The sequence below is a fragment of the Streptomyces sp. NPDC018019 genome (assembly GCF_044327805.1).
In the GTDB taxonomy this organism is placed as follows: domain Bacteria; phylum Actinomycetota; class Actinomycetes; order Streptomycetales; family Streptomycetaceae; genus Streptomyces.
The window spans coordinates 494,524-511,812 of sequence record NZ_JBIRGD010000003.1 but is presented as its reverse complement, the minus strand read 5'-3'; the positions used below and the strand labels follow the sequence as shown (position 1 = coordinate 511,812).

Annotated in this window: 13 protein-coding genes; 7 read left to right on the top strand and 6 right to left on the bottom strand. The window is 71.4% G+C overall.

From position 1 onward, the window contains the following. Positions 1 to 50: 50 nt before the first annotated feature. Positions 51 to 1,337 carry a precorrin-6y C5,15-methyltransferase (decarboxylating) subunit CbiE gene (cbiE, locus tag ACH4FX_RS08180; protein ID WP_398476431.1) on the bottom strand — a complete coding sequence of 429 codons (1,287 nt, stop codon included), beginning with the start codon at positions 1,335 to 1,337 and terminating at the stop codon, positions 51 to 53. A 399-nt stretch (positions 1,338 to 1,736) separates the two neighbouring features. Between cbiE and ACH4FX_RS08175 the strand changes: the two genes are divergently transcribed. The 3 genes from ACH4FX_RS08175 to ACH4FX_RS08165 all read left to right on the top strand — a co-directional run bounded on the left by ACH4FX_RS08175 (position 1,737) and on the right by ACH4FX_RS08165 (position 4,162). Beyond that, positions 1,737 to 1,970: a hypothetical protein gene (locus ACH4FX_RS08175; protein WP_398476341.1), complete on the top strand. Its 234-nt coding sequence runs from the start codon at positions 1,737 to 1,739 to the stop codon at positions 1,968 to 1,970. A gap of 264 nt (positions 1,971 to 2,234) precedes the next feature. Continuing rightward, complete coding sequence (locus tag ACH4FX_RS08170; protein WP_398476339.1) at positions 2,235 to 3,509, top strand: hypothetical protein; 1,275 nt, start codon at positions 2,235 to 2,237, stop codon at positions 3,507 to 3,509. 317 nt (positions 3,510 to 3,826) lie between these two features. Continuing rightward, a complete protein-coding gene (locus tag ACH4FX_RS08165; protein ID WP_398476338.1) occupies positions 3,827 to 4,162 on the top strand; it encodes a hypothetical protein in 336 nt (111 codons plus the stop codon). Here ACH4FX_RS08165 and ACH4FX_RS08160 read toward each other — a convergent pair. Next, the gene (locus tag ACH4FX_RS08160; RefSeq protein ID WP_398476336.1) at positions 4,140 to 6,326 is read right to left on the bottom strand and encodes a tetratricopeptide repeat protein; all 2,187 of its coding nucleotides are present in this window, start codon (positions 6,324 to 6,326) and stop codon (positions 4,140 to 4,142) included. The two genes, ACH4FX_RS08165 and ACH4FX_RS08160, sit on opposite strands and share 23 nt — an antisense overlap. A gap of 194 nt (positions 6,327 to 6,520) precedes the next feature. Here ACH4FX_RS08160 and ACH4FX_RS08155 point away from each other — a divergent pair, with 194 nt between their 5' ends. After that, positions 6,521 to 9,739, top strand: a complete 3,219-nt coding sequence (locus tag ACH4FX_RS08155; protein WP_398476334.1) for an AfsR/SARP family transcriptional regulator — start codon at positions 6,521 to 6,523, stop codon at positions 9,737 to 9,739. 462 nt (positions 9,740 to 10,201) lie between these two features. Further along, positions 10,202 to 11,272, top strand: coding sequence for a cation diffusion facilitator family transporter (locus ACH4FX_RS08150; RefSeq protein ID WP_398476332.1), 1,071 nt, complete (start codon positions 10,202 to 10,204; stop codon positions 11,270 to 11,272). Positions 11,273 to 11,305: 33 nt separating this feature from the next. On the opposite strand, the gene ACH4FX_RS08145 is transcribed toward ACH4FX_RS08150, so the two are convergent. Continuing rightward, the gene (locus ACH4FX_RS08145) at positions 11,306 to 12,247 is read right to left on the bottom strand and encodes an NADP-dependent oxidoreductase (RefSeq protein ID WP_398476330.1); all 942 of its coding nucleotides are present in this window, start codon (positions 12,245 to 12,247) and stop codon (positions 11,306 to 11,308) included. Positions 12,248 to 12,565: 318 nt separating this feature from the next. On the opposite strand from ACH4FX_RS08145, the gene ligD reads away from it, so the two are divergent. Both ligD and ACH4FX_RS08135 read left to right on the top strand, forming a co-directional pair. Continuing rightward, on the top strand, positions 12,566 to 13,501 hold the full coding sequence (ligD, locus tag ACH4FX_RS08140) for a non-homologous end-joining DNA ligase (protein ID WP_398476328.1): 936 nt from the start codon (positions 12,566 to 12,568) through the stop codon (positions 13,499 to 13,501). Between the two features lie 81 nt (positions 13,502 to 13,582). Then, positions 13,583 to 14,740 (top strand): ABC transporter ATP-binding protein, encoded by a 1,158-nt coding sequence (locus ACH4FX_RS08135; protein WP_398476326.1) that lies wholly within the window; start codon positions 13,583 to 13,585, stop codon positions 14,738 to 14,740. A 90-nt stretch (positions 14,741 to 14,830) separates the two neighbouring features. Here ACH4FX_RS08135 and ACH4FX_RS08130 read toward each other — a convergent pair whose 3' ends face one another. The 3 genes from ACH4FX_RS08130 to ACH4FX_RS08120 all read right to left on the bottom strand — a co-directional run bounded on the left by ACH4FX_RS08130 (position 14,831) and on the right by ACH4FX_RS08120 (position 17,252). Next, entirely contained in the window at positions 14,831 to 15,769 is a 939-nt protein-coding gene (locus ACH4FX_RS08130) for an ABC transporter substrate-binding protein (RefSeq protein ID WP_398476429.1), read from the bottom strand. 98 nt (positions 15,770 to 15,867) lie between these two features. Then, a complete protein-coding gene (locus tag ACH4FX_RS08125) occupies positions 15,868 to 16,542 on the bottom strand; it encodes an ABC transporter permease (RefSeq protein WP_398476324.1) in 675 nt (224 codons plus the stop codon). Beyond that, on the bottom strand, positions 16,539 to 17,252 hold the full coding sequence (locus tag ACH4FX_RS08120; RefSeq protein WP_398476322.1) for an ABC transporter permease: 714 nt from the start codon (positions 17,250 to 17,252) through the stop codon (positions 16,539 to 16,541). The genes ACH4FX_RS08125 and ACH4FX_RS08120 overlap by 4 nt, the downstream gene beginning before the upstream one ends. Positions 17,253 to 17,289: the final 37 nt, after the last annotated feature.

Below are 17,289 nucleotides of genomic sequence, written 5' to 3'. Positions count from 1 at the left end.
TCCTGGGGCAGAGGGGGTGGGGCGGGGGCTGGGTGCGGCCGGTTCCTGCGTCACCGGTCGCCGAGGGCGGTGCCGACCGGCTCCTCGGTCTCCGAATCCTTGGTCTCCGGCCGCTTCGTCACCGACCACTGCGTGACCGGCATCGCCTGCCGCCACCCGGTGAAGCCGCCCACCGGTACGGCGTGCGCCACCGCGAGACGTACGAGGTCGCCGCCGTGCCGCCGGTACCAGTCGGCGAGCAGCGCCTCGGATTCCAGCGTGACGGTGTTCGCGACCAGCCGGCCGCCCGGCGGCAGCGCCGCCCAGCACGCTTCCAGCAGGCCGGGCGCGGTCAGTCCGCCGCCGATGAACACCGCGTCGGGCACCGGAAGGCCGGCGAGCGCGTCGGGCGCGCGGCCGGTGACCACGCGCAGCGCCGGTACGCCGAGCGCGTCCGCGTTGCGGGCGATGCGCCCGGCCCGTACGGCGTCCCGTTCGACGGCGACGGCGCGGCAGGTGCGGTGCGTACGCATCCACTCGATGCCGATGGAGCCGGAGCCACCGCCGATGTCCCACAGCAGTTCACCGGGCGCGGGCGCCAGCGCGGCGAGCGTGGCGGCGCGGACGTGGCGCTTGGTCAGCTGGCCGTCGTGCTCGTACGCGTCGTCGGGCAGGCCGGGGGCGGCGGCGAGCCGGAGGGCGTCCGGGGCGCGGACGCAGTCCAGGGCGATGACGTTGAGCGGGTCGGTGCGGTCGGAGGCGGTGGGCGGCCAGTCCGCCGCCGTCCCCTCGGCCTGCCGCTCGCGCGAGCCGCCGAGCTGTTCCAGTACGCGCATCCGGGTCGGCCCGAAACCGCGTTCGCGCAGCAGTCCGGCGACCTGTGCGGGGGTTTCGGCTCCGGCGGAGAGGACGAGCAGACGGCGGCCGTCGTGCAGGGCGGCGGAGAGCCCGGCGAGGGGGCGGCCGACCAGAGTGACGACCTCCGTCTCCTCCACGGGCCAGCCGAGGCGGGCGCACGCGTACGAGACGGAGGACGGGTGCGGCAGCACGCGGGGCGGCGCGGCACCCAGCTCGCCCAGCACCTCGGCCAGCGTCCGCCCGATGCCGTGGAACATCGGGTCCCCGCTGGCCAGGACGCACACCTCGCGCCCGGCGTGCGCGGCGAGCAGCCCCGGTACGGCGGGCCGCAGCGGCGACGGCCACGCAATCCGCTCGCCCGGGCATTCGGCGGGCAGCAGGCCGAGCTGCCGCGCGCCGCCGATGAGCGTCCCGGCGCTCCGCAGTGCCTCCTGGGACACGGCGGGCAGCCCGTCCCAGCCGTCGGCGCCGATGCCGACGACGGTGACGCGGGCGGGGATGCCGTGGGCGGGGGTGTGCGGCGCGGGCGCTGCGGGCGGGGCGGGGCTCACTGCCGGTCACCTCGGGGCTTCGGTCGAACGGGGCACATGGGGGACGGACGGGGTCGGACGGGCTGCGGGACGGTGGCGCGACGGGCCGGGCGCGGGGTGGCACGACCGGTCCGGCGGACGCAGCCGTCAACCCGGCGCGGACCATCCGGACGGGGCGTTTCAAGGGTAAGAGGCGGTCCCCGGCGGCCTCACCGGCGGGCTCTTACACCCGGTTGCGCGGGTATCGCCACAAGCCCTCCCGAATTCGTTTCACGGCCGCATAATTGGCTACTCCTAGTAATCGTGGTTTCACCGAACGCTGCTTCCGGTGGAAGCACGGCACGGGCACCGAGGGAAGGCGCTGCGATCATGGACACAGTGGAACGCGCGACGGCGGACGAGACCGTCACGGACGCGGAAGCCGCACGGGACGAACTACGGGACGCGCTGGCCGGAGTGGGGATCACCCTGCCGTCGCTGGGACTGGACGGCCCGTCACTGGCGGCCGACGCCCCCCGCCCGCTCGTCGAACTGGGCCGCTGCGCACCCGAGGTGGCCCGGCGGCTGGCGGCCGCGCTGCGGTGTACGGGCCGGGAGCGGTGACGCCGCCCCGGGCCGGTGACGGTCCGGCGGGGTGAGGACCCGGTGGACGGCTGCCCGGCGTACGCGCACCCATAGGTCCACGCTGCCCCGGGCACCGCCCCCCACCAGCCGCCGCACGGAGCGACGGCATCCCGTCCGACCTCGTACGCAAGGTTTTCTCAAGGGCCGGTACAGCTTTCCGTCCAGGCCGCAGGGCACCACCTCCCCGCAACCGGCCGGGGCGTCCGCATGGGACGCGCCGGTTCGATCGGACAGGGGGATGTCATGGGGGCATGGAGCGTGCTCGACAAAAGCTCACCACAGCCGTTACGCGAATGGCTGACGCTGACCGGCCGTAAGCGGGTCCTGGTTGTCGCCCACACGGTGACGTACATCAAGCGCCTCCAGGAAGTGTTCTCGCTCCTGGAGTCCGACCTGCGCGTGCAGGTCCTGTTCACCGCTCCGCCGCACCCGTTCGGGGACGGCGTGGCCCAGCTTCTCCACCGGCTCGGCAGCGCGGTGCTGCCGTGGGAGAAAGCGGCCCGGATGGAATTCGACCTCGCGCTGGCGGCGGGGCCGAGGGGGCTGGGCGAGATCAGCGCGCCGCTGATCACGCTGCCGCACGGGGCCAACTACCTCAAGCGGGTCACCGAAGGTCCCGAGACGCGCGTGGCCGGGCTCGGGCGCGCGGACATCGTCCCCGACGGCCGGTGCCTGCCGGCTGCCGTGGTCCTGCCGCATCGGGACGACCTGCACGGGCTGGCACAGCTGTGCCCGGAAGCCCTGCCGGTGTCCTCCGTCGTCGGGGACCCGGTGCACGACCGGATCGTGGCCAGCCTTCCCCGCCGCGCCACCTACCGCCGTGCGCTCGGGATCCGGAAGAGGCAGCAACTCATCGCCGTCGTCTCCACCTGGGGCACGCGGTCGTCCTTCGGGTCGATCGAAGCGCTGCTGCCGCGGCTCATCGGCGAACTGACCGGCGCGAACCGGCGGGTGGCCATCCTGCTCCACCCCAACGTCTGGTCCGGCCACGGCGCATGGCAGGTACGGGCCTGGCTGGCGCGGTGCCGGGAGTACGGCATCGCCGTCGTACCGCCCGAGGCGGACTGGCGCTCCGTACTGCTGGCCGCCGACCGGATCATCGGGGACCACGGGTCGGTGACGCTGTACGGCACGCTGACCCGCGCCCCGATCCTGCTCGCCGTGTCACCAGAAGCGGAGATCAATCCCGCGTCGCCTGCGGCGACCCTCGCCCGGACGGCCCCGGCACTTTCGCCGGGCCATTCCCTCACCAGCCAGCTGGAGTACGCGGCTGCCGAATACCGGGAACACCAGCACGTGGAATACGCGGCCATCGCGGCCCGCATCACCTCGGAACCAGGGCGGTTCTCGCGGAACATGCGGACATTGATGTACCGCGTACTGGGCCTGGGCCAGCCCGCACACCCGGCCGACACCCGCCCGCTGCCGCTTCCTCCACCGCTGGATTCCTGGTCCGCCACTGCGGCGGATTCGGACGCCGGTGCCGTTACCGGAATCGGCACCGGGGCGACGGCATGACCGCCGTGCCGGTCCGCTTGCCGGACACGGCACCGCGGTGGCTGTGGCACCGTTCCGTACGCGTGATGTCCGGACCGGACATCGGCACCACCGGTGCTGGTTCAGTGCCGGTCTCCGGGCTCGTTGCCGTGACCGCCGCCGGGGTTCGGTCCGTGTGCGTCGATGCCGGGGGATCCGTAGGTGACGGGGAAACCGCATACGGGCCTGCCGGGAAAACCGCATATGGCCTTGCCGGGGAATCCGTATGGTCCCGCGCTGGAATTGCCGGAAGCCGGGCAGCTTACCGATTCCCCCTCAGCACAGACGAACATGTCGCCGTGGATGCCGACAGGTGTTCCGGAAAACACTGGCTCGACTGTGCGGATGTGCTGTGCCACAGCCGGCCGCTGCGTCACGAGTACGCGTGGCGCCGGCTGGACCGGATGCTGGAACGTCACATCGGCTGCCGGCTCGCCGCCCTGCCGACCGTGAACGGCGACTGTGCGGTCGCCGACCGGAGCGGTGCCCGGCGTCTGCTGCGCCTCGCCGACCGGAGGGCGGGCACGGCCGGGCCTGTGAGCTGGTCCTGGACCGCGTCGTGCCTGCACGCGCTGCTGGTGGCGGGGCACACCTTGGACGAATTGCGCTCCCTCACCGTTCTTCGGGACGGATAGGCCGCTCGTCCCGGGGGTCTGTTGGCCGCTCCGGTTCTCCCGGACCGCTCAGGGCGGCCAGCAGGTCCCCGACGCGCTGCGCGTCCGACGGGCTGTGCAGCGCGTACAGGCTCCGGGAACGCTCGTAACGGTCCCGGGCCGCGTCCGTCAGAGAATGCTCGTGCGCGCACTTCCCCAGCATTTCCCAGGTCCGCGCCTGCCAATGGATGGCCCCCGCGGACTCGAAGAATTCCAGCGCCTCGCCGAGATGCGTCACCGCCGTGTCGTACCTGCCCCTGAGAGAGCAGGCGCGCCCCAGGAAAGCGCGTGCCCGGGCGGCATCGTAGGGATCGTCCAGGGCGGTCAGCGCTTCATGCGCCGCCGCGAAGTGCTCTTCTGCCCGCTCGGCCGACTCCGCTCCGCCGCCGCTTTCCTTTTCCGCGGTTTCCAGGGCCATTTCGCCCAGTACGGTGCGGGACAGCGCCACGCCCCTGCCGTATCCCGCGGCGTTCCAGACCGCGATGGCTTGGGTAAGGCAGCGGGCGGCCTGCCGGAAGCGTCCCGCCTCCCGGTGAGCGGACCCGATGCCGTGCAGGGCCTGTCCTTCGTCACGGATGTCACCGACCTCGCGGGCCGCGCGCAACGACACCTCAAACCATTCGATGGCCTCTTCCGGGCGCCCGGCGGCATTGAGCCCGATGGCCCCGGAATTGAGCATCTGGCGTTCCGCCGTACGGTCTTCGACGCGCGCGGCCGCGCGTCGGCCGATGGCGTGCGCCTCGGTCCAGAGTTCGTAATGGCGCAGCCGGTGGAACAGCGGCCACATGGCGTCCACGAGCTGCCAGGCCAGACCGTCCCATTGCCTCTCGTACGCGGTACGCACCGTCGCCATCAGGTCCGACCGGTGGCTCTCCAGCCAGTGCAGCGCACCGCCCTCGTCCGTGAAGGGAGGCGCCACATCCGGGTAGTAGGCATAGACGCGGTCGAAGGTGGCCTGGATGGGGGAAAGCAGCTTCTGGGCTTCCGAAGCGGTGGCCAGGTGCCAGTCACCCACGCGGCGAAGCGTTTCTTCGCGCGCGTCCGGATGCTCCTCCGCCCGTCCGCGTTCCTCGGCGTGCAGACGGACCAGGTCGTGGAAGCGATAGGCGTCCGGGCCCGTGTCCTCCAGTAAGTTCGCCTCGACCAGCACGCCCAGCAGCCGCTCGACCTCCTCCAGGGACACTGCGAGGGCGGCCGCCGCGATACGTGAATCCAGCACCCGGGCCGGCAGCAGCGCGAGGCTGCGGTAGAGGTGCGCCGCGTCGGACGCCAGCACCGCATACGACTCGTCGAGAGCGTGGTACACCGAGGATTCCCCCTCCACGGCCAGCGCCGCCAGCCGGCTCCGGTCCTGGGTGAGCGCGTCTACCAGGGCACGCATGGGCTGACGGGGACGGGAGGCGAGCCGCGCGGAGGCCAGGCACACAGCCAGGGGCAACCCCGCGCACAGCGACGCGACTTGTTGCACGGCGGTGGTCTCGCGCCGTACGCGCTCGGCGCCGATCCCCAGAGAGATGATCTCCACGGCGGCCGACTGCTCCAGCAGGCCGAGTTCGTGGTAGAGCGCTCCGTCGGCCCGTAACCCGGTCAGCCGGTACCTGCTGGTCACGACGACCAGGCCGGGCCGGCCACCAGGCCGCAGAGATCTGGCCTGGGCCGCGGAGAAGACATTGTCGAGCATGATCGAGACGCGCAGCCCATCGGTGACGGAGCGCCAGAGCGCGGCGCGCTCCTCCAGACCGAGCGGCACCTGCACGACGCCCATGGCGCGCAGGAATTGGCCCAGTACCTCCCCCGGAGCGGCCGGACCGGCCGCCGAGTGGCCGCGGAGGTCGGCATACAGCTGGCCGTCGGGAAATCTAACCGCCATTCCCCGGAGCCACCGGGACACCAGGGTGGTCTTGCCGACCCCGGCGGGGCCGCTGACCACGATCAGCGGGCCGGCCGGCTCCGCACACCCTTCGTAGAGATCATCCAGCGCCGACAGATCACGTCCTCGGTCGGTGAAATGCCGGGTGACGGACAGCAGCTGACGTGGCACCGGAGGCCGTGGCGCGATCTCCGAATGCACGTGAATACCGCCCGCAACATCTCCCGCCTGAATACTTGTTCCGTAAATCCGCGCCGAACCACCGATCGCGTTCACGTCCCGGCGCATCCGCCACCCCCGTCCGATACGTCATGGATCACTTCAGCTCTACCCATGGAAGGACGGCGGGAGACCTGGCAGCCCGCGCACGGGCCCCGAACCGGCCACCCCGCAGTAGTGCGCACTGGCCTCTTGAACCCCTCGGTGTCATGCTCACAAAACTGGTGTGTGCGCCGACGAGGGAGGCGCTGATGGAAATTTTCGTCCTCGGCCCCATTTGCCTTGGTGCGGGCACGCACCGGCTCCGTCTCGGCTCCGACAAGGAACGCTGCCTGCTGGCCTCGCTAGCCCTGTCGGCGGGCCGGCCGGTGGCCCTGGAAACCCTGGTCGACCGCCTCTGGGACGGCTCACCGCCGCGCAAGGCCCGGGAGTCGGTCCACACCTACGTCTCACGCCTGCGCAGGTCCCTGCGCACGGCCGCCGCGGGAGCCGCGCGGCCGGGCGCTCCGGCGATCACCCGTCATGCCCACACCTACGCCCTCGACGTCATGCCCGAGTCCGTCGACTGGCACCGCTTCCAGGGCCTCGTCGCCCGCGCCAGGTCGCTGTCGGACGGCGGTGACGACGCGGGTGCCGTCCAACTGCTCGACGCGGCGGACGGTTTGTGGCAGGGAGATCCTCTGGCAGGCTTGCCGGGAATGTGGTCCGAGCGCATGCGCACGATTCTGACCGAACAGCGCCTCAAAGCGACCACTTCACGGGTGGCCATGCAACTGCGCCTGGGCCGTTTCGGCGAGGCGGTCGACGTACTCTCCTCTCTGGTCGATCAGTACCCGGAAGACGAAACGCTCGTGGGGTACTTCATGCTGGCGTCCTACGGATGCGGCCGGCCCGCCGACGCCTTACGGGCCTATCAGGAAGCACGCCACCGCCTGCGCCAGGAGCTGGGCTCCGACCCGGGTGAAGAGCTGACGTGCATCCATCAGCACATTCTCCGGCGCACCCCGCCAAGCGACGTACTCCCTAGGAATCCAGGACGCGCCCCCGACGGGTTCAGGACTGCGCTCACACCGCACAATCTGCCTCGGCAGAACCCTCTCGTCGGCCGCCATACGGAAATGCGGCGGCTGCGTGCCATCGTCACCGGCGCGGTCCGCAGGAAGGACTGTGATTCCGCTCCGTCCATCGTGGCGCTGGAAGCCATTTCCGGCATGGCCGGGGTGGGCAAGACGGCATTGGCCGTGAATGCGGCGAACGCCCTGGGGCGGCACTTCCCCGACGGACAGCTCTACATCGACCTCCGGGCGCACGCCCGCATTCAGGAGCCGCTGAACGTGGCAAGCGCACTGGCGTCCCTGCTGCGCCTTCTGGGCGTCCCGGCAGGCACCATCCCTTCGGAACTCGATGAACGCACGGCACTGTGGCGCACCCTGCTGGCGCACAAGAGGGCGGTCATCATCCTGGATGATGCCGCGCACACCGACCAGGTGCGTCCGCTGCTTCCCGGACCGTCCCCCTCGCTCATCATCATCACCAGCCGCCGCCATCTGGCCGGCCTGCCCGGTGCCCAGTCGCTCGCCCTCGACGTCCTGCCGCCGGAGGATTCCGTGGCTCTGTTCCGCGCTTTCGCCGGACATGACCGGACGCAGGACGCAACCGGCATTTCCCGGATCGTGGATCTGTGCGGGCATCTGCCCCTGGCGATCGAAATCGCCGCCAATCGCTTCAACGCCCGCCCCGCCTGGTCCCTCACCCATCTCCGCGAACGGCTCACCCGGGGTCCGGGCCGTCTCGCGGAACTCCATGACGGGTATTCGGAGGTGGCCCGCGCCTTCGAGATGTCGTACCAGACCCTGACCGGCACCCAGCGGTCGGTGTTCCGCCGCCTGTCCCTCCACCTGGGCGCCGAGTTCGGCCCGCACGCGGCAGCCGCGCTGGTCGGGCTGCCGCGGGAACAGACCGAGCGACTGCTCGAAAGCCTGCTGCACTGCCACTTGTTGCAGGAACCCGCCCCCGACCGGTACCGCTTCCACGACCTGCTCGGCGAATACGCACGGGCGCTGGCCTACTCCGAGGACGACGAAGAAACCCGCGACCTGGCCGTGCGCCGCCTGATCGATTTCTACCTGGCTTCTGCCGACGCCGCCGATGTCCTTCTGTACCCGCGGAGCTCCCGGCTTGCGGACCGCCACCTCGTCACCGGCAGCACACCTCCTGCGGTCGTGCTCCGAAACGCGGACGAGGCGAAGAACTGGCTGATCACGGAGCGCTCGAATCTCCTCACCGTGGAACGGTACGCGCGCACGCACGGGGCTCCCGCCCAAGCCGCGGTCATGAGCCACGTACTGGCGGAGTTCCTGGATTCCGAATGCCACTGGGTGGACACCGACCGTATGCAGCGGCACGCCGTCGACCACTGGGAGCAGGCGGGCGAACCGCGCGCGCTGTGTCTGGCCCTGCTCGACCTCAGCACGACCCGCACAAACACCGGGCACTACCCCGAGGCGGAAAGCGCGGGCCGCCGCGCACTGGAACTGGCCCGTCGTACGGACGACCCGGACGCGGAAGCGGACGCACTGCGAAAGCTGGGCATTCTCCGCTGGAATCACGGCCAGAATCACGAGGCGCTGGGACTGTACCGGCAAGCGCTGGCGGTGCATATGCGTTCGGGAAACACCTGGGCGCGAGCCCGCTGCGAAAACAACTTCGCGATTTCCCTGCTGCATTTGGGCAGGCATCAGGAAGCTTTGGACTTCTTCACGAAGGCCATCGACACCTTTCAGCGCGCCGGAGACACCCGGAACGCGGCCAAGTGCATCAATAACCTGGGCGACCTGCACGTACAGGTCGGCTCCATCGAGCTGGCCCGCCGGAAATACGAGGAATCCCTCGCCCTCACCGAGTCCGTCGGCAGCCTCTCCGACCTGGCCACGGTCCAGGCCAACCTGGCCGCCCTGCTCTCCGCCTCAGCCGATCGCGGCGAAATTCTGTCCGGCATGGACATGTACCGGGAGTGTCTGTTCACTTTCCGACGGCTCGGGGACCGAAAAAATGAGGGTAATGCCCTGATCGGCCTGGGCACCGCCCACCACAGCCTCGGCCAGTTCGCCGAGGCCGCCACGCACCACCGGCAGGCCCTGAACCTCGCACGAAGCATCGGCGCCGCCCAGGAGGAGGCGCACGCGCTGCGCTGCCTCGGCATCGCGGAGGCCGCACAGGGGCGGTCGGCAGCCGCTGCGGAGAGCCTGTGCGCGGCCATCGCACTGGCCCGCCGGATCCAGTTCCCGGAGGAGGAGGCCCGCGCGAGCGACGCACTCGCGGGCGTTCGGCTGCGCGAGGGGCGCCGGGAGGAGGCGCAGGCGCTTTGGCAACAGGCGTTCGAATTATTCGTTGGTTTGGACACATGTGCGGCTGATCGTATTGCGCAGCAGCTCCAAGCAGGAAGCGTCACGAATCGACAACCTCGCTAGTCACTTCGCGCGCCAAGTGACCACCACCAGCAAGGTTGTCACTTTCCTTACAAGCGTGGTCCAATCTGCGCGCCAGATACGTCTGATCTACGCACGAGGACCACATAAATTGTCCAAACTTGTAGTATGGCGCATCGCCACCATAGCTCTCGTCAGCGCCGCCACCGTCTTGATCTTGAATGCATCTGCGGCTCCGCACAGCACCACGGCCACCGCCATAGGCACCCTCTCGCGCATCTGCATACCGACGTAGCCGCGCATGGCTCAGTGATCGTTCGATGGGTGGCGGCCGCGCGATCCGCGGCCGCCACCCATCTGTTGGTACGCCTCCCTGACCAGCAACAATGCGCCGTTCGACGGTAATGACAACGGTCACCGGTGCAGCCTTTGGATCTAGCGGCGAAGTGCGGTTTGCTTCCTTGCGCACGTCCTTTCGGACGCCCCAGGGAAGGGAGCGCGCCCATGACCGAGCACGCCCACGCCGACACCACCTCCTCCACCGGACCCCCGCCCACCGCACACGGCCACGGGCACGGGCATGGACACGGGCACTCGCACTCCCACGCCCTGTCGCCGGACGCCGACCGGCGCTGGCTGCGGGCCGCGCTGGTGCTGATCACCGCGTTCATGGCCGTGGAGGTGGTGATCGGCTTCCTGGCGCGCTCCCTGGCGCTGATCTCCGACGCCGCCCACATGCTCACCGACGCCGCCTCGATCGTGCTGGCCCTGGTCGCGATGCGGCTGGCCGCCCGGCCCGCGCGCGGCGGCTACACGTACGGACTCAAGCGCGCCGAGATCCTGTCCGCGCAGGCCAACGGCATCACGCTGCTCGTGCTGTCCCTCTGGCTCGGGTACGAGGCCATCGCCCGCCTCCTGGCACCGCCCGAGGTCACCGGCGGTCTGGTGCTGATCACCGCGCTCGCCGGGGTCGTCGTCAACATCGTGGCCGCCTGGTGCATCTCCCGGGCCAACCGCAGCAGCCTGAACGTCGAGGGCGCCTACCAGCACATCCTGACCGACCTGTTCGGCTTCATCGCCACCGCCGTCGCCGGCGCGGTGGTGATGGTCACCGGCTTCGCGCGGGCCGACGCCATCGCCTCGCTCGTCGTGGTCGTCCTGATGCTGCGGGCCGGCATCGGCCTGGTCCGCGAGTCCGGGCGGATCTTCATGGAGGCCGCGCCGAACGGGGTGGACCCGGACGCGCTGGGCGATCACCTGGTCGAGGCCGACCAGGTGGTGGAGGTCCACGACCTGCACATCTGGGAGATCACCTCCGGTGAACCGGCCCTGTCCGCGCACATCCTGGTGGCCCCGGGCGGCGACTGCCACGCCGTACGCCGCAACCTCCACGAACTGCTGCGCCTGAAGTACGGCATCACCCACGCCACCCTCCAGGTCGACCACGTGGGCGAGCAGCCGCTGCCCGGCGAGGTGCTGCACATAGCGGCCGGGCCGGACGACACGGCGCTCGTCCCGCCGCACTGCGAGGACACCCACGGGCCGGTCCACCGGCCGGGCCCGCACGATCACTGAGGGGCGCCGGGCCGGAGGGAGGCCCGGCCTCGCTCAGAAGCTGATCACCGTCTTCCCCTGCGTGTGCCCCGTACGGCTGGCCTCCAGCGCCTCCGGCGCCTCCTCCAGGGTGACCTCGCTGCCGACGATCACGGTCAGCCGGCCTGCGTCGAGCTGCCCGGCGAGGATCTCCAGCAGCTGCGGCGAGGGCCGGTTGGAGAAGTTGAAACCGCGCAGATTGTGCTCGGTCAGTACGTCCGCGTCGGCGGCCCCGACGGTGGAGACGGCCGTTCCCCCGTCCCGTACCGTCCGGGTCGTCTCGCCGAACGCGTCCGGGCCGTTGACCAGGTCGAGCAGCACGTCCACACCGTCCGGGTGGGCCGCCAGCACCTGATCGGCCACCGGGCCCAGCGTGTGGTCCACCGTCTCCGCGGCGCCGAGGCCGTGCAGCAGGTCGGCCAGGCCGTCCCGGGCGGTGGCGATCACCTCCGCGCCCCGGCCGGCCGCGAGCTGGGTGGCGAAGATGCCGACCCCGCCGGTGCCGCCGACGATCAGGACGCGCTTGCCCTCGCCGATCCGGGTCTCCTCCACGAGGTTGTACGCGGTCGTACCGGCCGTGGGCACGGCGGCGGAGGTCGCGTACGTGACGGAACGGGCCGCGCCGGCCACCGCCCGCTCGTCGGCCACCGCGTACTCCGCGTACGAGCCGCCGCCCCGCTCCGGCCGCTGGAACTGGCCGAACACCGCGTCCCCCGGCGACAGACGGCGCACCCCGGTGCCGACGGCGACCACCTCGCCCGCGCCGTCCGAGCCCAGCACGAGCGGGAAGGAGTGCGGCGCGGTGTCCTTGAACAGGCCGTCGGCGATCTTCCAGTCGACCGGGTTGACCCCGGCGGCGGACATCCGTACCAGGACCTCGCCCGGCCCGGGCTGCGGCTCCGGCAGGTCCAGGAGCCGGGGCTGTTCGCCGAATGCGGTGACTGCTACGGCCTTCATCGTCGCGTTCCCTTCCACCCGTGCGATCCACCCTCCCGACCGATGGCAGGGCAAGAGCCGCCGTCAACGTGGCGCCTGTCGCGGCCCGCCTCGGGGTGAAACGACGCCAGGTGACGACAGCCCCCAGGATCGTAAGCACGCGAACCGGGCGTATCCGGCAGGACGGGGGCCGGTGCCCCGGAAGCAACTCGTACGGCCCCGCCGAAAACCCGTCCGGTCCCCGCCGAGAGCTCTTCCGGGTCCCGCCGGACCGGTGCCGCGCGGCGCCCGCACGCCCCCGCGTTTGCCGCGCGGCGCGGCCGGTTACCCGTCCTCGATATGAGCGGCAAGAGCGGCGGCGCGGACGACGCACGCACCATCAAGGCGGGGCGGCGCACGGTCACGGTCAGCCGGCCCGACAAGGTCCTCTTCCCGGACGACGGGATCACCAAAGGCGACCTGGCCGACCACTACAAGGCGGTCGCCCGGCGCGCGGTCCCCCATCTGCGCGACCGTCCGCTGATGATGGAGCGGCACCCGGACGGCATCGACGGCAGGCCCCTGATGCAGAAGAACGCCCCCGAATACTTCCCCGAATGGGTACGGCGTTCGGTGCAGTCCAAGGAGGGCGGCGAGGTCACCCATGTCGTCTGCGACGACGCCGCGACCCTCGTCTACCTCGCGGACCAGGCCAGCGTCACCGTCCACCGCTGGCTCTCCCGCGAACACCGCCCCGACCACCCCGACCTGCTGATCTTCGACCTCGACCCGGCCGAGGGCGCGGACTTCGAGGACGTACGGTGGGCCGCCCACCGGGTCTGCGAACTGTGGGACGACCTGAAGCTGCCCGCCCGCCTGATGACGACCGGCTCGCGCGGCCTGCACGTCATCGCCCCGCTGGACGGCGGCTCCGGCTTCGACGCGGTACGCGAATTCGCGCACCTGGCCGCCGAACGGCTCGCCCGGCGCCACCCGGACCGGCTCACCACCGAACAGCGCAAGGCCGAGCGCAAGGGCCGCGTCTACCTGGACGTCCAGCGCAACGCGTACGCGCAGACCGCGGTGGCGCCGTATTCCGTTCGGGCCAAGCCGGGCGCGCCGGTGGCGACCCCGATCTCCCGCGACGAACTGGACGACCCGGAGCTGACCGCCCGGCGGTGGACGGTGGCCACCATCCCCGACCGCCTTTCCGCACCCGATCCCTGGTCGGGGCTGTCGTGGCGCGGACGGTCGGTACGGGCTGCACGGGAGCGGCTGGAGGACCTGAAGGAGTAGCGGCTTGGACGACGGCCCGGAGGACGGGCCCGTTTGCCCGTATAAAGCGACCGCTCCGGGACCGCGGGCTTCAATGGTCCAATGATCCGGTTCGAATCCGTCACCAAGCGCTACCCGGACGGCACCACCGCCGTGGACGGACTCTCCTTGGAGGTGGCCGAGGGCGAGCTGGTGACGCTCGTCGGGCCGTCCGGCTGCGGCAAGACGACCACCATGAAGATGGTCAACCGGCTCATCGACCCGACCGGTGGCCGCATCTTCGTCGAGGGCCGGGACATCGCGACGGCCGACCCCGTACGCCTGCGCCGCCGCATCGGCTACGTCATCCAGCAGACCGGCCTCTTCCCGCACCGCACCGTCCTGGACAACACCGCCACCGTGCCCTTCCTGACCGGCTGGAAGAAGGGCCGGGCCCGCGCCCGCGCCGCCGAACTCCTGGAACTGGTGGGCCTGGACCCCGCCGTACACGGGCCGCGCTACCCGGACCAGCTGTCCGGCGGCGAGCGGCAGCGCGTCGGGGTGGCCCGCGCGCTGGCCGCCGATCCGCCCGTCCTGCTGATGGACGAGCCGTTCGGCGCGGTGGACCCGGTCGTCCGCGACCGGCTCCAGAAGGAGTTCCTGCGGCTCCAGGCATCGCTGCACAAGACGGTGCTGCTGGTCACCCACGACATCGAGGAGGCGATCCGGCTGGGTGACCGGATCGCGGTTTTCGGGCAGGGCCGGATCGAGCAGTACGACACTCCGGCGAGCGTGCTGGGCGCGCCCGCCTCCCCGTACGTCGCCGAGTTCGTCGGCAGCGACCGGGCGCTGAAACAGCTCATGGTCACCGGCATCGACCCCGGCGACCTGGAACACCCGCCCTTCGCCCGCCTCGGCGAACCGGCCGCCCGGGCGGCGGAACGGCTGCGCGCGGAGGGCGCGCGCTGGGCCGTCGTCCTGGACGAGGAAGGCGGGCTGCACGGCTGGGTGGGCACGGAGGAGATGTCGGGCGCGCCCGGAAACGTTTCGTCCCAGGCGCGCCGGATGGAGGCGTGGGTCCCGGTGAGCGGCTCCCTGAAAGACGCCTTCAGCGAGATGCTCAAGTACGACGCAGGCTGGATCGCGGTGGTGGACGGCACCCGCTTCCTGGGCGTCCTGACCCCGGCCAAGCTGCACGAGGCACTACGGCGCACGATCGGGGCGGACGAACAGGGGGTGCCGCGGGAGGAGACGGAGGTGGATTCGGTACCCACGGACTGACCGCGCCGGGGCCGCCGGGCTGCCGGGTCACCGGGCCGGCAGGGGGCCGAGCGGACGGGCGCCCCGCCCACAGCAGCCCCCGCTCCCCGCCTACAGCAGACCCTTCTTCCGCAGATAATCCCGCGCCACGTCCTCCGGGAGCCGCCGCCAGCTGTCCACCCGCTGGTTCAGGTCCGCCAGGTCCTCCGTCGTCAGTACGGTGTTGAGCTTGCCCAGGGCGGCGGCGACCCGGGCGCTGCCCGCGCGGGCCCGGTTGACCACCGGGACGACGTAGTCCGCGTTCTGGAGCTTCTTGTCGTCTTCGAGGAAGACCAGCCCGAACTGCTCGACCGTCGCGTCCGTGCTGGTCGTCAGCACCATCTGGTCCTGCCCGTTCTGCACGGCCTGCTTGGCGGGCGTGGTGCCCACCCCCTTCGGGTCGACGGCCGTGATGTCGATTCCGTACGTACGCTTCAGCCCGGGCGCGCAGAACGGCCGCCGCACGCACTCGTCACCCGCCGCCAGCCGCACCGGCAGCCTGGCGCGCCCCAGGTCGCTGAGGGTCTTCAGACCGTGCTGCCGGGCGTACGAGGCGGCCACGGCGAACGCGTTCTGGTCGACGGCCCGGCCCGGCGGCAGCACCGTCAGGCCGCGCGGCGTGGCCAGGCTCCGCAGCACCTTCATGGTCGTGTCCAGGTCCGGTGACGCGACCGGGTCGGCGTCCGCCCCCTTGGTCTTGGCGTTCAGCCAGTCGGCGAAGGTCGCCGCGTATTCGGGTACGACGTCGATCTGGCCGCTCTCCAGGGACGGTTCGTACAGCTCCCGGTTGCCGACGGTCAGGATGTCGGTCTCGTACCCGGCCTTGCGGAGCAGCACCGCGTACATCTGGGCCAGCAGCTCGCTCTCGGTGAAGCCGGCCGAGCCGACCGACAGGTGGCGGCTGTCGCCGGGCGGGTCGGTGACCCGGCCGCGGTTCTCCAGGGAAGGGCCGGTGGCGCAGGCGGTGAGGACCAGTGCCACCAGTGCCACCAGTGCCACCAGGGCCAGCAGTGGCACCTGGGCCCGCGGGACCGACAGGGGCACCAGTGCCGCGGGGCCGGCGCTCCGGCGCGTACGACGGAGCGCGGCGGGGGTGCCGGGGCGCCCGCTCACCGCGCCCGCCCCCGTGCCCAGGCCGGGCCCAGCCGCTCGGCCACCTCGAACAGCGCCTCCAGCACCAGCGCGAACACCGCCACGATCACCGCGCCCGCGACCACCTGCGGCGTGCTGGCCAGATTGAAGCCCGCGGTGATGATCCGGCCCAGCCCGCCGCCACCGACCAGCGCGGCCAGCGTCGCCGTGGCGACCAGCTGCACCGCGGCGATCCGCACCCCGGTCAGCACCAGCGGCAGCGCCAGCGGCACCTCCACCCGCCACACCAGCTGCCCGCCGGACATCCCCATCCCGCGCGCCGCCTCCACCACGGCCCGGTCCACCGCCCGCATCCCGACGTACGCGTTGGTCAGCAGCGGCGGCAGCGCGAACAGCACCAGTGCGATGAACGTCGGCCAGTCCCCGTGCCGGCCGAGCGGCGTGAGCAGGAGCAGCACCAGGACCGCGAACGTCGGCACGGCGCGGCCGACGTTGGCGAGGTTGACCGCGAGCGCCCCGCCGCGGCCCAGGTGCCCGAGCGTGACGGCAACCGGCAGCGCGATCAGGCAACTGGCGAGCAGACAGCCGACGGTCAGCAGCAGGTGTTCCAGGAGGCGGTGCCAGACGCCGTTCTCACCGGCCCAGTTGGCGTCCGTACTCAGCCAGTCCCAGACGTTCCCGAGCGTACTCATACGCGCCGCCACGGGGTCAGCAGCCGCTCCACGCCTAGCAGCAGCAGGTCGAATGCGACGGCGATCACCACACACAGGACGGACGCGGTCAGCACCTGCGCCTTGAAGAACGAGTTCATCCCCGCGTAGATCAGGTTGCCCAGTCCGCCGTGCCCGACGATCGCGCCGATCGTGGTCAGCGCGACGGCCGAGACGGTGGCGATGCGCAGCCCGGCCATCGCGGCGGGCACCGCCAGCGGCAGTTCGACGGCCAGCAGCTGCCGCAGCGGCCCGTACCCCATGCCGCGGGCCGCTTCCTTCGCCTCGGCAGGTACGCCCGCCAGGCCCGCCAGGATGTTCCGTACGAGGAGGGTCAGCGAGTACAGGGCCAGCCCCACGATGACGAGCGTGGCGGAGAGCCCGTACAGCGGCAGCAGCAGCGAGAACATCGCCAGCGACGGAATCGTGTAGAGCACGGTGGTCAGGCCCAGCACCGGCCCCACCGCCCACCGCCACCGGCGCGCCAGCAGCGCCAGGGGCAGCGCGATCACCAGGCCGAGCAGCACGGAGACCACGGTGAGGTGCAGGTGCTGGAGGGCCGCATCGAGGAGGGTGTGGCGGCGGGTGGCGAGGTAGTCGCCACAGATCCAGTCGTTGCGGGCCAGGCAGTCGTCCGGAGGGGCGGTCGCTGTGGCCGGAGGGGCGGGGGCTGCAGCCGGGGCGGCGGTCACTGTAGAAGTCCACCGCGGCGAGGGGTGGGTGTCTTGC